This is a genomic window from Streptomyces chiangmaiensis (assembly GCF_036281785.1).
Classification (GTDB): domain Bacteria; phylum Actinomycetota; class Actinomycetes; order Streptomycetales; family Streptomycetaceae; genus Streptomyces; species Streptomyces chiangmaiensis.
Genome location: NZ_JAYWVC010000207.1, coordinates 1 through 13,559, shown reverse-complemented (window position 1 = coordinate 13,559; position 13,559 = coordinate 1). Strand labels below are relative to the sequence as shown.

Here is a 13,559-nt window from a genome sequence, read left to right as displayed (position 1 = left end):
ACCTCCGATTCCTCCCCGGCCTGAAGGCGGGGGCGTCCTCGGAGGTATTTGGTGAGCCGCTCGGGCGGGGTCCTGGACCCCGCCCGAGCCGCGACGCTCGTCGTCTCGTGAGCCCCTCCGCAAGGCGGATCGTGCGCCGCCACGCCCAGGACCGACTCCTCCGGTGACGGTCCGCGGCACGGTGCGGTGCACCGCCTCCCCCTCAGCCGGTCGGTTCCCGCCTCTGGTCCCGGAGACATACCGGACGGTATACAAGGCCAGTCGAACGCGTGAGAGCCGCTCGGAGAGCGGCCCCGCGCGACGTCACGGCCTCAGGGGGAGGATTGTCATGACAAACGCCACGCGTCCGGACCGAGCAGCGAGACGTCGCCGATGGCCGGTCACGGTGGGGACGGCGCTCGGCGGGTGCGCCCTCTTCGCCGCTTCGGCAGTGCCTGCCGCGGCGCACGGCGCGGGACCCGGCCACGGCACGCACTACACATCGCTCGGGGACTCCTACACCTCGGGCCCCCTCATTCCGCAGCAGGTGGACGCGAACTGCGCCCGCTCCGACCACAATTACCCCTCGATCGTGGCAGCGGCGCGAAAAGTGACCGTCTTCAAGGACGTGAGCTGCGGCGGAGCGACGACCCAGGACATGTGGACGTCACAGGGCACCAACGGCCCCCAGCTGAACGCGGTGGGGCGCGACACCGATCTGGTGACCGTGCAGATCGGCGGCAACGACATCGGTTTCGGCTCCATCATCGCCACCTGCGTTCGCCTCGCCTCCCAGGACCCGACGGGAAACCCCTGCCAGCGCTCCTACGCCGCGTCGGGGATCGACCAGCTGACGGTCGCCATCGCGCAGACCGCGCCGAAGGTCGAACGCGTCCTGCGGGCCGTACACGCCAGAGCGCCGCACGCCCGGGTGCTCGTCGTCGGCTACCCGGACCTCCTGCCCGACGACGGCAGCGGCTGCTATCCCTCGGTGCCGTTCGCGTCGAAGGACTTCCCCTATCTACGGGACACCGAGGAGCGACTGAACCTGATGCTTCGCCTGGTGGCCGGGTGGAGCCGTGCGGAGTACGTCGACACCTATGCGCCCACGCGCGGCCACGACATGTGCAAGGCGCCCGCGGACCGTTGGATCGAGCCGCTGCAGCCGGCCTCGCCCGCGGCCCCCGCGCACCCCAATGCCAGGGGTGAGGAAGCCATGGCCCAAGCCGTGCTGGAGCGCCTGGGCAAGGGGCGCGGACGCGACTGAGCGGGTCGGCGACCGCGGCAGTGCCGGGTCGCCACGGTGAGGCGCGTCGATGTCCGGGGCTCCGAACCCGATCTCATGTTCCCCCGTTCGTTTCACCGGCCCGGTACCGGGCCGGTGAAACGAGGCCGCCCGGCAGCCGGGCGCGGAGCGGACCGGGGCCCGCCCACCCTCAGGTCCCGGACCGCCGCCTGCTCGGCCATTCGGGTGTCCTTGCCCCCCGTACATGCGGCGGCCCACGATGCTGGTCGTCTTGAGTGTGATGTTTGCTACGGGACCGGAATGAAAGGAGAGGAACGGGCAACGTTCCCCTTCATGCTCAGCACGAACGCGCCCAGGCAGGTGAGACGATGACGACGGCGACCAGTGTGACCAGAAGGCCGTCTGCCACCACGACCACCGCCAGAACCCCTCCAGCCGCTTCGATGGCGATGCTGCCGTCTCTCACCGGACTGCGGTGGGTGGCCGCGCTGCTGGTCTTCGGACTGCACGTCCGCAACTACGGCTACTTCACAGGCACCGGCGGCCACATCATGACCTGGGCGTTCGATGCCGGCGCAACGGGAGTGTCCTTCTTCTTCGTGCTGTCCGGATTCGTACTGATGTGGTCCGCGCGGCCGAACGACCGCGCGCCCGCCTTCTGGCGGCGGCGCATCGCGCGCATCTATCCCGTCCATCTGGCCACCGCCGCGATCGCGCTGGTCATGGCATACACGCTGGCCCATCAGGACAAGCCCACGGCTCGCCAGGCGCTGGCCAATGTCCTGCTGGTGCATTCCTGGTGGCGTCCCTGGTGGCAGACGCTGGACCCGGTCAGCTGGTCGCTGGCCTGCGAGGCCTTCTTCTATGCCCTCTTCCCGCTGCTGGCCCTTCTCTTGCGGCGTCTCGGCTCCCGGGGATCGGCGGCGGTGGCCGGGGCATCGGTACTTGCGGTACTGGTTCTGGGCTGGGCGGACGCACAGCACTGGCTGGGCCAGACCATGGACTCCTTCCCCGCCGCGCGACTGCCCGAGTTCGTCCTCGGCGCCGCCGTCGCCCGGCTGGTGCTCCTCGGGCGGTGGCGCGGGCCCGGCCTGGAGGCCTCCCTCGCCCTGACCGTCATCGGCTACTTCTTCGTTCCGCAGGTGAGCCCCGGCTACCCGGCCACGGCCTGCACCGTCATCGGCTTCGCCGTGCTCATCCCGGCGGCGGCGGTCGCGGACCTGCGCGGCCTGCCGTCCCTGTGGCGGCACCGGCGGTTGGTGCGGCTCGGGGAACTCTCGTTCGCCTTCTACATGGTGCACCTGCTGGTGTTGGAGGCCGGCACCAACTTGATCGGTACCTCGCCTCGCTTCGGCGTGGCGGCGGGACTGGGCGCGACGGCCCTCGCGTTCGCCGTGTCCCTCGGTCTCTCCTGGGTCCTGTACGAGACGGTGGAGCAGCCCGCACGTCGGCTGTTGCTGCGCAAGCGACGTCCCTCCGGGGCGCAGCCGACGCCGCCGGCGGCCCGATCGAAGACTGTTCCGCCCGCGCCCGACGCTCCGGCCACGCCGTGCGACTGAGTCCGGTCGGTCGGCCCCGGCCGCCGAGGCGGGGCCGGCACGCCGGTCTGTCGACGTCGCACTTTCACTCGTGTGCCGGGCGCGCCGCTTGCCCCGCCGATCGGGGCCGCCGGAGGCTCAGTGGGGGATGGAGTCGATCAGTTCCCGTGCTCCCTGGCGCAGAAGCGTGACGGCGACCGACGTGCCCAGGGTGGCCGGGTCGAGGCGCCCCGCCCATTCGTGTGCGTTGAGCACGGTCTTGCCGTCGGGTGTGAACACGCAGGCTCTCAAGGAGAGGTCCCCATGGGGCGTGGCCCTGGCGTATCCGGCGATCGGGGAGTTGCAGTGGCCCTGCAGGACGTGCAGGAACATGCGCTCCGCCGTGGCCTCTCGGTAGGTGTCGGGATCGCCGAGGCCGCTGACGGTGTCGATGAGTTCGGTGTCGTCCTCCCGGCACTGCAGGGCGAGGATGCCCGCGCCGATCGGCGGCATCATCGTCTCGGTCGGCAGGACTTCGCTGATCGCGTCCCGGCGGTCGATGCGTTCCAGGCCGGAAACGGCCAGCAGGAGCGCGTCGGCTTCACCCGCGGCAAGTTTCCCCAGTCGGCGGTTGGCGTTGCCCCGCATGGGCACACACGTCAGGTCCGGGCGGGAGAGGGCGAGTTGAGCGATGCGCCGTACCGACGAGGTGCCGATGCGGGTGCCGGCGGGGAGTTCGTCGAGAGTGAGCCCGGCGGGATGGACGAGAGCGTCACGGACGTCGTCGCGTTTGAGGAACGCGGCGAACACCGTCCCCGCCGGCAGCGGGCGGTCGGCGGGCACGTCCTTGACGCAGTGCACGGCCAGATCCGCCGCGCCGGCGAGGAGTGCCGCGTCGACCTCCTTGGTGAAGGCGCCCTTGCCCTCGACCTGGGAAAGATCGCCCATCCACATGTCGCCGGTGGTCTTGACGGGCACGACCTCGGTACGGATGCCGGGGTGCAGTGCGTCGAGTTCCCTTCGCACGCGCTCCACCTGGGCCAGGGCCATGGGCGAGTCGCGGGAGACGATACGGATGAGGTCGTGCGCGGGCATGCCGTACACGATAGCCCGTCAGAATCGGCCGCCGAGCGGCATCGCGAAGGCCCGCCACGTGAGCCTGGCGGGCCGCCCGTGCTCCGGCGCGTACTGAGGGTTTCCATGTGCAACATATCGCCGCGGACGGCCGTTCTGTTCTTCGAGTGTTCCCTGGGGCGTCACCGCTGAGCACGGAAGCCGCTCCACCCACCGGTTCTGATCACCCGGGTCATGACGCCGACCAGCCGGCCGACCGGGAGAACGTGCACGTCGCCGTCATCGATCCGCGCACATTCAGTGGCACCGTCGAGGGCACCCACGGCGGCAACGTCGCGCAGCGCGGGACCACCTCGTCCGTCGCGGTCGCATCGGCATCGACGCGGCGGCCGAGGCCGTCGTCGACCCGCAGGACCTGTCCTTCGGCCACGCCTGGGGGAACGCCCGCCGGCCGCGCCCCACGGCCGATGTCGACGCCAGGGGCTGACCTCCCTGCCTCGGTGGACGGCCGCCAGAGCGGTGGCAGCGACGGCTTCACACTGCACGAGGCGGCGACCTTCATGCGCTCGCTGGGTGCTGTGGACGCGATCAACCTCAATGGTGGCGGCCGGGTCGTAGCTCTCGGGGACGCCGGGGACCAGGACGATGTCCCCCTGAATGTGCCGCGAGCGCAGCGGTGCGATCTCACCCGGTTGACCTGGATCTGTAGGGTGGTCGAGGGGCAGGGAAGCGGGCGCTGGAGGCAGGGGCTGACATGGATGTGATCGTGGTCGGCCTGGGGGCGATGGGCAGCGCCGCGGTCCACCAACTCGCGCGGCGCGGGATCGTGGTGCTGGGCATCGACCGCCACAGCCCGCCGCACACCTTCGGCTCCAGCCACGGCGAGACGCGGATCACCCGCCGGCTGACCCTGGAGGGCACGGAGTACGCGCCGCTGGCGGTGCGCTCCCAGGACTGGTGGCGGCGGATCGAGGCGGAGACCGGTGCTTCGGTGCTCACGGCATGCGGTGTGCTGAACCTGGCCGACCATGCCACCGACCCCGGGGCTTTCACCGTCCACGAGAGGGCCGCGGCAGCTTTCGGCATCGACTACGAAATCCTGGACGCCGCTGCGCTGCGGGACCGTTTCCCGCAGTTCCGCGTGGACGACACCCGCGTGGGCCTACTGGAGCCGGGCGGGGGCTTCGTCCGCCCCGAGGCCGCGATCAGCGCCCAACTGGACCTGGCCGAGCGGTACGGCGCGCGGCTGCACCGAGGGGAGCGGGTCCTCGCGGTCGAGGCCGCGGCGTCGGGCGTGACCGTCCGCACCGACGCGGCCACATACACGGCCGACCAGGTCGTGCTGTGTGCGGGCGGATGGCTGGCGGGACTGCTCGACGATCCGGGCCTCGCCCGGCTCTTCGGCGTGTACCGCCAGGTCCTGCGCTGGTTCGGCATCGAGGGCTCCGGGCAGGACTTCGCCCCCGAGCGTTTCCCCGCCTTCATCTGGGAGGGGGTGAGCCGGGCGGAGGAGTACTTCTACGGCTTCCCCTCCGTCGACGGCGCGACGGTGAAAGTGGCCACCGGACAGCTCGACCACCGTACCCCCGACCCGGACACGCTCGATCGCACCGTCGCCCCGGACGAGGCGGCCGACTTCCACCAGGCCATGATCAGTGGCCGACTGCCACGCGTGTCGGCTCGCGCCGCACGCTCGCAGGTGTGAATGTACACCGTTACGCCGGACGAGGCGTTCGTCATCGACCGCCTTCCGGGCCGTGAACGCGTGCTGATCGCCTCCCCCTGCTCCGGCCACGGCTTCAAGCACTCCGCGGCGATCGGTGAGGCGCTCGCCCAACTGGTCACGGACGGCACCGCCACCCTCGACCTCGCACCCTTCGCGCTCGACCGCTTCACCCGGTAGGCCGGCAAGCCCTGGCAGGCGGCCCGGCCGCCGCGCCGCCACCGGCTCCCGTGGGGCGCCCTGGCGCGCCGGGACCCAGCCCACCAGCCATGGGTTCCTGCGGTGTGCCGTTCGAATTCAAACGTGTGTGAGGCCCAGGAGAGGGCTGCCCCCGGGAAGCCGCGCACCGAGCGCGTTCGCGGCCCGGGCGGGACAGGCTCGATCGACCGCTGACGTCTGATGTCTGGGCTGCGTACCGGAGTTGCGCGCGCCTAGGATGACCTTCGAAGTGCGCTTGGCGAACGACGACGGCGGGGGGCCGAATGGGATTCGTGCACGACGTTCTGACCAACGCCGCAAGCGCTGTCGTGCTGGCAGTCCTGGCAAGCGGCCTGGCTTTGCTGCTGGCCTGGCTGTCACGACGCAGCCGTGTGTGGAAGCTGTTTCGAGTCGGTACGTCCTCGCGGAACTCTGTTGTCGTGGTGGTTCCCAGTTTCGATATCGCACCTGCGAGCGCCGCCGGCACCGTCCCGGTAAGGGCAGGCTTCGTGGGCACGGCCATCAGCAAGCAGGAATACCGGGAGGCGCTCGATCTCGCCGACGCGCTTCAAGCCAATCCCGTCGTCCGGCTGCTGCAGTCCGCTGGTCTTCCCGAGCGGATCGTCTACCGGCCGCTGCGCTGTCGGGTCACAGCAAGCATGCCGGTGTCGAAGTTCGCCGCGAACCGGCAGGCTGCAGCCGAGGAGATCAAGGACTCGGTGCGCAGGGCCGATTGCGCCGTCCTGGTCGGTGGACCGGTGTACAACACCACAACCGACGTCATGCTCCAGCATGCGCCGTTCGCCTTCGAGTTCTACATGGACGAGGAGAACGGTGTTCCCGTGCGCGGTGTCCACATCCGTCCCGTGCATGGGAACACGGAACGCACCCTGCTGCGTCGGGTGGAACCCGGAGCACGCGGCATACACGTCGAGTATGCCGTGGTCGAGGCTGTGGACTGGGACGGGACGCGGGTGTTCCTCTGTGCGGGCACCTGTGAGGCGACCACGGCTGCGGCGATACGCACCCTGAGGCAGGACTGGCGGCAACTCGCCAAGCGGTTCGGTACGGGCGGCTTCGGTCTCGTTTTCGAGCTGGCGCTGGACAGCGAGGTGGCGCGTCACCGGCCCCCGGACATGGGGCAGTTGCAGCAATGTCACGTCTACCCTTTGGGACGGTGATCCAGCGCCGTACAAACGGCGTCGAGGAGGCCGGGAACGGCGTCAGGGCCGTCCAGAACCAGATCCGCCTCTTGGAGCAGTGCACCATCGCTGTCCGGGTGACGCACTGCGACACGCACCGCCGTTCTGTGCGGGGCGCCTGCGGACCAGCCGTCCAAGGCCCGGAAGGCGGCCAAGTCGGGGGCGCCGTCACCGAAATACCACACGCACCTCAGTCCTGAAATCGCCTGCGCGAGTACAGTGCCCTTGTCTCGATCGACCGGCGGTTTCAACTCCACCGTGTACGGTCCCTGTTCGAGCACCACCCCGTGTCGGCGCGCTTGATCACGACCCCAATGGAGTGCGCGGTCCTCACATTGAGGCGCCCGCCGGTAGTGCAAGGCCATGGACAGCCGCTTGTCCTCGATCAGGATCTCGCCCGGCAGTTCTGCCCGGGCTCGGGCAAGCAGTGCTCTGATCACCGGTTCCCAGCGCTCGGCATCTGGGGAAGATGTCGCCGTCCCCGACTCCCAGCTCTCCAGTCCATACAAGCCGTGCAAGGCCACGCCGGGAACCTCCCCGAACCGCGACTGCAGGAAGTCCACCGGGCGCGCCGAGACGATCCCAACGGCGTGCACCAGGCCGACGAGCCGGGTCAGTGACTCGACGGCACCCGACACCGGCAGAACCGTTGCCGGGTCAATCTGAATGCGGGAGAGGGTGCCATCGAAGTCGAAGTAGAACCCGCTCCGGGACGGCGACGTACGTGTCTTCTCCACTATGGACGCCCACGGTTCCGCGGCGCCGGCACGATCGATTGTCACAGCACCGAGACTATCCAACGCCACCAAGAGGAGAACGACGGTCCCGTAATGAAGCACGCGTCCCAGCCGGCGCCGGGGCCCGACATACCCGGCAGCGTACGACGGGCCCCCCCCCACCCGTCGGCGGCGCGCACGCCCGCGTGGGCTCACGCGCCGCCGGGATGTGGGCCGATGCCGGGCCTCAGCGGACCCCGGCATACCTAGCGCGTCTGGTGGTGGAAGCGGTGGCCACCGTCACGACGGCGCTCACCGCCCCAGGCGACGGCGTCGATCAAGCGGCCATGGGCGTCGCGCAGGGTGGCGGTGCCGGAGCGGCCCGCCCAAACCGTGCGCCGACGGTCCTGGTAGAGGTCGGTCTTCGTGTTGCGGCCGAAGCCGGTGCGGACACGCACGGCAGCGCGGCCTCCCAGGCGGTAATGACGGAAGGTGTAGGTGTGGCCGTCCTCGTCCGACAGCGTCCACCCATCCAGGTTCTCCCCCGGCGACCGGTGTTGGTGATCTCGACCCACTCCCTGTTCAGGGAACGGCTGGAGCGCTCGCCCCGGCCCTGGGCGTCGAACCGCATGTCACTGATCTCGATGCGCGGCAGGTACGAGCGCGGGCCGTGGTCGGCCGCGGATGCCGGCAGCACAACCGTCGCGGCCACGGCGGCGGCCGCAACAGCGGCGGCAGCGAGATGACGAGCGGTCACAGTGGAAACGGACACAGGCTCTCCCTGCAGGGTGCGAGCACGCCCGGGGCACGGCCCGATATATGTGTTGTGCGGTCGGTCAGCAGCACATGCACACCTTGATCGCATGTGCAGGGAATGCGGTGCTCCCATATGCTGTGTTACGAATCATGCATATTTCTATGACTCTCGGCTGCATAGTCCATTTACATGGCAAAAGTAGCAATTTGATGCTCTCTCACCGTCGACAGTCCGCGCACACCGCACCTCGCGGCGCCGACATGCCACACGACGCCACCCCGCACCGTCCCAGTCGTCACCTGAAAGTGAGTAACAGCCGGGCCGGCTCGACCCGCTGACAGGGCGGCCACGACCCGGCCGTCGCCACAACGGCATCGATGGACGGGGGTCATGCGCAGAGGTACCTCACTCAGGTGCCGATTGCTCAGGCACAGTGGCATCCGGTGAGCGCGGCTCAGGCGGTGGGAACAAGGCGTTTTCCAGCGCATCCAGCCCGAACATCATCAACAGGAGCACCACCGGGACAAGCAGGGCTATCACGATCATGGTGCCTCCCGACGGAGCAGCGCTCACAGCTGCGGCGCATCGGCAATGGCTTCACCCTCAGCGTGCGTCCGAACGGGGTACATCGCACGCCAGGGCTCGAGAGCGTGTAGGCCGAACGGGTGGCACTGCGCCGAAGGCGCATCGTGGGCACGCGGCACCATGGTGGACACCAGGGAGCCGGCGAGCGCGCCGGCGATCGGAAGTCACGGCTGCGCCGTCGACCGCAGCCCCCTTGATCCACGAGCAAATGGCGCCCCGAATGCAAAGTAATCGTAAAGTCAACACGAATAAGCACAACTGGGCATCAAACGGCCAATAATAGACATCGCCCAGTGCAGGGCTCCCACGTCCGGGACTGCTCACCACCAGGAGAGTCACATGATCCACGGAGCGACTCCCGCTCCCGATCCCGCTCCCCGCGCCGACACCGCATTGGCCGTCGACTGTGCCATGTGCAACGGCTGGGGAAGTGTGGTCACCTCTCAGGGGCAGCACGAACTCTGCCCGAGCTGCCAGCCCGAAGCCGACGCCATCAAGCACGACGGCCACCACACGCCCCAGAAGGACTGATCACGAGCGCGACGCCGCCGCTGCCTGATCGGTGGCCACTCCGGATCGCACCGCGAAGTCGAAGGGGCGGCTCAGACGGTCACGGCAACCGGTCGAACTCGCCCTCTCCCAGGATGACGCCGAACGACGAGCCGGCGGGGCACACGATCAGGTCCGGCCTCGCCGGCGGAGCTGTTCCAGCCGGGCGGCCGCACTGTCCAGCACCATGTCCAGTGCCGTCGGATAGGCGCTGGTGACCATGCGGGTGGCCAGGAGAGGGGCGGCCTCGGCGATGCGCGGGTGAGTCGTGGCGGGCAGTTGGGCGTAAGTGGAGCGCCACATGTCCTCGTCGGCACGCAGCGCGGCGCTCGGCAGGGCCAGGGAGGCCGAGTCGAGCGCGGCGAAGGCGAGCGTCTGGTCGATGAAGGCGTGATAGATCCGCACCGTGTCGCGCAACGGGAAGCCGGCCGTGCGCAGAATCTCCAAGACGGCCTCGTCCGCTGCCAACTCGTGCGCGCGGCCGGTGACGCGACCGGCGGTCAGTTGGGCCGCCTGCGGATGGGCGACGTAGGCGGCGTGGATGCGAAGACCGACGGCACGCAGATCGGCCTGCCACTCCCCCGTCGGCTGCCAGCCGTGGAGCGCCTGTCCTATGAGGGCGTCACCGATCGCAAGGGTGAGATCGTCCATGCCGCGGAAGTAGCGGTAGAGCGCACTCGGATCGCAGTCGAGCGCCACGCCCAGGCGGCGCGCGGTCAGTCCGGCGCTGCCGTGCTCCCGCAGCATCCGTAGCGCCGTGTGGACGATCAGGCTCTCGGACAGCACGGTGCCGCTCTTGGTGGGACGGCGCCGTCGCCGCCTCTCCTCGGACACCACCTGCTTGGGCACCACAACCTCCTCGCCATGCCTTATGCCAACGCCATTGACCTTACGGCACCACCGGGCGTTGTATCTGCGGCCAAGGGCGCGCCTCGTCTTCTTCCGAGTGACCGAGAGACCGACAGGGAGTTCTGCCATGCGTGTACTGCTCGTGGGTGCCGGCGGTGTGGGAACCGCGATCACCCGTATCGCGGCCCGGCGTACGTTCCTCGAGACGATGGTGGTGACCGACTACGACCGGGCCCGGGCCGAGGCGGCGGTGGCGGCCCTCGGCGACGACGGCCGGTTCGTCGCGGAGGCCGTGGACGCGGGTGACGAGGCCGCGGTGGCCGCTCTGCTGGCACGGCACCGCTGCGACGTACTTCTCAACGCCACCGACCCGCGGTTCGTCATGCCCTTGTTCCGGGCGGCCCGCACCGCCGGGGCCACCTACCTCGACATGGCGATGTCGCTGTCCCGGTCGCATCCGGACAGGCCGCACGAGGAGTGCGGCGTCAAGCTCGGCGACGCGCAGTTCGCGCAGTCGGCCTACTGGGAGAAGGCGGGCGCGCTCGCCGTGGTCGGCATGGGCGTCGAACCGGGCCTGTCGGACGTGTTCGCCCGGTACGCGGCCGACGAACTCTTCGACGACATCGAGGAGATCGGCATCCGTGACGGGGCGAACCTCACCGTGGACGGCTACGACTTCGCGCCGTCCTTCAGCATCTGGACCACCATCGAGGAGTGCCTCAACCCGCCCGTCGTCTACGAGGCCGAGCGCGGCTGGTTCACCACTGCGCCGTTCAGCGAACCCGAGGTGTTCGACTTCCCCGAGGGCATCGGCGAGGTCGAGTGCGTGAACGTTGAGCACGAGGAAGTGCTGCTGGTTCCGCGCTGGATCGACGCCCGTCGCGTCACCTTCAAGTACGGGCTCGGACGGGAGTTCGTCGAGACGTTGAAGACGCTCCGTCTTTTGGGCCTGGACCGCACCGAGCCGGTGACCGTGCGGAGCGCCGGCGGTCCGGTCGCCGTTGCGCCCCGGGACGTCGTCGCCGCCTGTCTGCCGGACCCGGCGACGCTGGGTGAGCGCATGCGCGGCAAGACCTGTGCGGGCACGTGGGTGCGCGGCAGAAAGGACGGGGCGCCACGCGAGGTGTACCTGTACCACGTGGTCGACAACGAGTGGTCCATGGCGGAGTACGGCTGCCAGGCAGTGGTGTGGCAGACGGCCGTCAATCCGGTCGTGGCGCTCGAACTCCTCGCGGCGGGCGACTGGTCCGGGGTGGGCGTCCTCGGCCCGGAGGCCTTCCCGGCCCGTCCCTTCCTGGACCTGCTGACCGCCTACGGCTCGCCCTGGGGTATGCGCGAGCAGTGATCCCTGCCCCGGCCGGCCACGGCTGCCGCGCGGGACCGTGATCCGCCGGCGGGGGGGGCCGACCGGATCACGGCGCCTCGGTGGACCGTGGACGGGCCGGCCCCGGGGACGACCGGCGGCGGATCGTCCCGATGCCGCAGCGACCAGCGTGATCGGCGGGTGGTCCGACCGCCGCTTCCCGGAACTGGCGGCGGGAGCCAGAAAGTTCGTGGAGCGCCATCCGGCCGTCGCCGTCGTGGCCTCACGGCATCCGCTGGGGGCCGGCCTCGGCGCCTCCCACCAGACCGGCTGGACCGGACTCGCCGCGGTGACGGCCACGCTGTTCCATCTCATGGGATCCGGGGACTGGGGCGCCCTGCGGGAGGAGCCTCTGTCATGACGTGATCCATGAGATCAACGCCTTCGTCTGGCTTGGCGAGTTGAGCGCACGCCTCGAACGCCCCGTCTCGTTGGGCTCCGTTCCGGGCGAGGTCTGGGACGAGGTCGCGCGCACCGGTGTGGACACCGTGTGGCTGATGGGCGTGTGGGAACGCAGCCCGGCCGGGCTGCGGATCACCCTGCGCGACGACGCGATGCTCGCCTCTTTTCGGCGCGCCCTGCCCGACCTCACCCGCCAGGACATCGTGGGATCCCCGTACTGCGTGCGGAACTACGTCGTCGACGAGCGACTCGGCGGGCCCGAGGGGCCGGCCGCGGCTCGTGGGCAACTCGCCGCTCGCGGCGTGCGGCTGATGCTCGACTATGTGCCCAATCACGTCGCCCCCGACCATCCCTGGCTCACCGAGCGCCCGGGCCGTCTGGTCAGGGGCACCCCGGATGACCTGGCCCGCGCTCCGGAGTCGTTCCTGGCGGCGGCGGACAGGTGTTCGCCCGCGGCCGGGACCCGTACTTCCCACCGTGGCCGGACGTGGTCCAGCTCAACGCATTCAGCGAGGAGCTGCGTGCGGCTGCCGTGGACACGCTGGTCGGGATCGGCGACCAGGCGGACGGCGTGCGCTGCGACATGATCAACTTCTCCGGCCGGCCCGCCCGGGGGCGGGTCGCCCTGCCCTGGAGCGACCTTCGGGGGCGGTCATGGAGACTGACCGAGCTGCTCGAGGAGAACACCTACGTCCGGGACGGCGACGAACTCGTCGACCCGGGCCTGTTCGTCGAGCGCGACGCCTGGCGCTGGCACCTGCTCTCCCTCAGCCCACAACGGAGGGTCGCCGCGGCCTGGCCGGGCACGGTCCCTCAGGGTCGACTCGAGGGACAGACATCACTCAAGTAAAGGACCAGACCGTTCTGCGCTGCTCCCGCACCGATGCGCCACCATGAGGGAGGTCACACTAGGATAATAACCAAAAGACGTATACTTATGTTGCAAGGTGCGCCATACGTCAACCATGGGAAGTGATCCGGATGAGCGGGTCGGGCACGGTTCGCTACGCCATCGAGTCGGCCCCGGGCGGGCTCGCCTTCGTGCAGGAACTCATGAACACGATCTCCGCCGGCAAACCGCGCACACGAGACCTCCTCACAGACCTGGCCGAGGCCCAGGCCTGGCTCGATCAGGCGCTGGAACAGTGGAGCCGGACAACCGGCACCTCCATGGCGCGTATCGAGCTCGACCACGGGGACCAGGAACAGCTTCGCGCCTTCCGTGACGATCTGCGCCGGGCGGCCGGCCAGGGCCGCGACGACACCCTTCCCCCGCTGCGCACCGCGTCCATCGCCATGCAGCTCGGCGGGAGCGGAGAGGTCCACCCCGAACCGCGCGGCACCGGCTGGCGGCGGGTGGCCGCCCTGGCCCTGATCGAGATCTTCCAGGCCCAGCAAA

General features: G+C 69.7%; 16 protein-coding genes and 2 pseudogenes. 12 read left to right on the top strand and 6 right to left on the bottom strand.

Features of this window, described 5'->3' with window-relative positions; translation table 11 throughout:
* The first annotated feature begins 328 nt into the window (after positions 1–328).
* Both VXC91_RS35885 and VXC91_RS35880 read left to right on the top strand, forming a co-directional pair.
* Positions 329–1,246: an SGNH/GDSL hydrolase family protein gene (locus VXC91_RS35885; RefSeq protein WP_329511540.1), complete on the top strand. Its 918-nt coding sequence runs from the start codon at positions 329–331 to the stop codon at positions 1,244–1,246.
* A 347-nt stretch (positions 1,247–1,593) separates the two neighbouring features.
* Positions 1,594–2,784 carry an acyltransferase family protein gene (locus VXC91_RS35880; protein WP_329511539.1) on the top strand — a complete coding sequence of 397 codons (1,191 nt, stop codon included), beginning with the start codon at positions 1,594–1,596 and terminating at the stop codon, positions 2,782–2,784.
* A 117-nt stretch (positions 2,785–2,901) separates the two neighbouring features.
* On the opposite strand, the gene hemC is transcribed toward VXC91_RS35880, so the two are convergent.
* On the bottom strand, positions 2,902–3,837 hold the full coding sequence (gene hemC / locus VXC91_RS35875) for a hydroxymethylbilane synthase (protein WP_329511538.1): 936 nt from the start codon (positions 3,835–3,837) through the stop codon (positions 2,902–2,904).
* Between the two features lie 446 nt (positions 3,838–4,283).
* On the opposite strand from hemC, the pseudogene VXC91_RS35870 reads away from it, so the two are divergent.
* A pseudogene (locus VXC91_RS35870) lies at positions 4,284–4,379 on the top strand (hypothetical protein); the annotation flags it as partial.
* Between the two features lie 21 nt (positions 4,380–4,400).
* Here VXC91_RS35870 and VXC91_RS35865 read toward each other — a convergent pair.
* Positions 4,401–4,502, bottom strand: a pseudogene (locus tag VXC91_RS35865) (DUF1330 domain-containing protein); the annotation flags it as partial.
* Positions 4,503–4,570: 68 nt separating this feature from the next.
* Here VXC91_RS35865 and solA point away from each other — a divergent pair.
* The 3 genes from solA to VXC91_RS35850 all read left to right on the top strand — a co-directional run bounded on the left by solA (position 4,571) and on the right by VXC91_RS35850 (position 6,918).
* Positions 4,571–5,521, top strand: a complete 951-nt coding sequence (solA, locus tag VXC91_RS35860; RefSeq protein ID WP_329511537.1) for an N-methyl-L-tryptophan oxidase — start codon at positions 4,571–4,573, stop codon at positions 5,519–5,521.
* Entirely contained in the window at positions 5,522–5,719 is a 198-nt protein-coding gene (locus tag VXC91_RS35855) for a hypothetical protein (RefSeq protein ID WP_329511536.1), read from the top strand. It begins immediately after the preceding gene.
* Between the two features lie 527 nt (positions 5,720–6,246).
* On the top strand, positions 6,247–6,918 hold the full coding sequence (locus VXC91_RS35850) for a hypothetical protein (RefSeq protein WP_329511535.1): 672 nt from the start codon (positions 6,247–6,249) through the stop codon (positions 6,916–6,918).
* On the opposite strand, the gene otsB is transcribed toward VXC91_RS35850, so the two are convergent.
* From otsB to VXC91_RS35835, 3 genes are all read right to left on the bottom strand, one after another.
* On the bottom strand, positions 6,900–7,778 hold the full coding sequence (otsB, locus tag VXC91_RS35845; protein ID WP_329511534.1) for a trehalose-phosphatase: 879 nt from the start codon (positions 7,776–7,778) through the stop codon (positions 6,900–6,902). The genes VXC91_RS35850 and otsB overlap by 19 nt on opposite strands.
* A 143-nt stretch (positions 7,779–7,921) precedes the next feature.
* On the bottom strand, positions 7,922–8,230 hold the full coding sequence (locus tag VXC91_RS35840; RefSeq protein ID WP_329511533.1) for a lamin tail domain-containing protein: 309 nt from the start codon (positions 8,228–8,230) through the stop codon (positions 7,922–7,924).
* Positions 8,231–8,817: 587 nt separating this feature from the next.
* Positions 8,818–8,958: a hypothetical protein gene (locus VXC91_RS35835; RefSeq protein ID WP_181923236.1), complete on the bottom strand. Its 141-nt coding sequence runs from the start codon at positions 8,956–8,958 to the stop codon at positions 8,818–8,820.
* Positions 8,959–9,336: 378 nt separating this feature from the next.
* Between VXC91_RS35835 and VXC91_RS35830 the strand changes: the two genes are divergently transcribed.
* The gene (locus VXC91_RS35830; RefSeq protein ID WP_329511532.1) at positions 9,337–9,528 is read left to right on the top strand and encodes a hypothetical protein; all 192 of its coding nucleotides are present in this window, start codon (positions 9,337–9,339) and stop codon (positions 9,526–9,528) included.
* A gap of 147 nt (positions 9,529–9,675) precedes the next feature.
* Here VXC91_RS35830 and VXC91_RS35825 read toward each other — a convergent pair whose 3' ends face one another.
* Positions 9,676–10,395, bottom strand: a complete 720-nt coding sequence (locus VXC91_RS35825) for a TetR/AcrR family transcriptional regulator (RefSeq protein ID WP_329511531.1) — start codon at positions 10,393–10,395, stop codon at positions 9,676–9,678.
* A 127-nt stretch (positions 10,396–10,522) separates the two neighbouring features.
* Here VXC91_RS35825 and VXC91_RS35820 point away from each other — a divergent pair, with 127 nt between their 5' ends.
* The 5 genes from VXC91_RS35820 to VXC91_RS35800 form a co-directional block, all read left to right on the top strand.
* Entirely contained in the window at positions 10,523–11,740 is a 1,218-nt protein-coding gene (locus tag VXC91_RS35820) for a saccharopine dehydrogenase C-terminal domain-containing protein (protein ID WP_329511530.1), read from the top strand.
* Positions 11,741–11,888: 148 nt separating this feature from the next.
* A complete protein-coding gene (locus VXC91_RS35815) occupies positions 11,889–12,119 on the top strand; it encodes a hypothetical protein (protein WP_329511529.1) in 231 nt (76 codons plus the stop codon).
* Between the two features lies 1 nt (position 12,120).
* Positions 12,121–12,747 carry an alpha-amylase family protein gene (locus VXC91_RS35810; RefSeq protein ID WP_329511528.1) on the top strand — a complete coding sequence of 209 codons (627 nt, stop codon included), beginning with the start codon at positions 12,121–12,123 and terminating at the stop codon, positions 12,745–12,747.
* Positions 12,732–13,010, top strand: a complete 279-nt coding sequence (locus VXC91_RS35805; protein WP_329511527.1) for a hypothetical protein — start codon at positions 12,732–12,734, stop codon at positions 13,008–13,010. The genes VXC91_RS35810 and VXC91_RS35805 overlap by 16 nt, the downstream gene beginning before the upstream one ends.
* Positions 13,011–13,141: 131 nt before the next feature.
* Positions 13,142–13,559 (top strand): ABATE domain-containing protein (locus tag VXC91_RS35800; protein WP_329511526.1); only part of this gene is annotated, 418 nt, incomplete at its 3' end.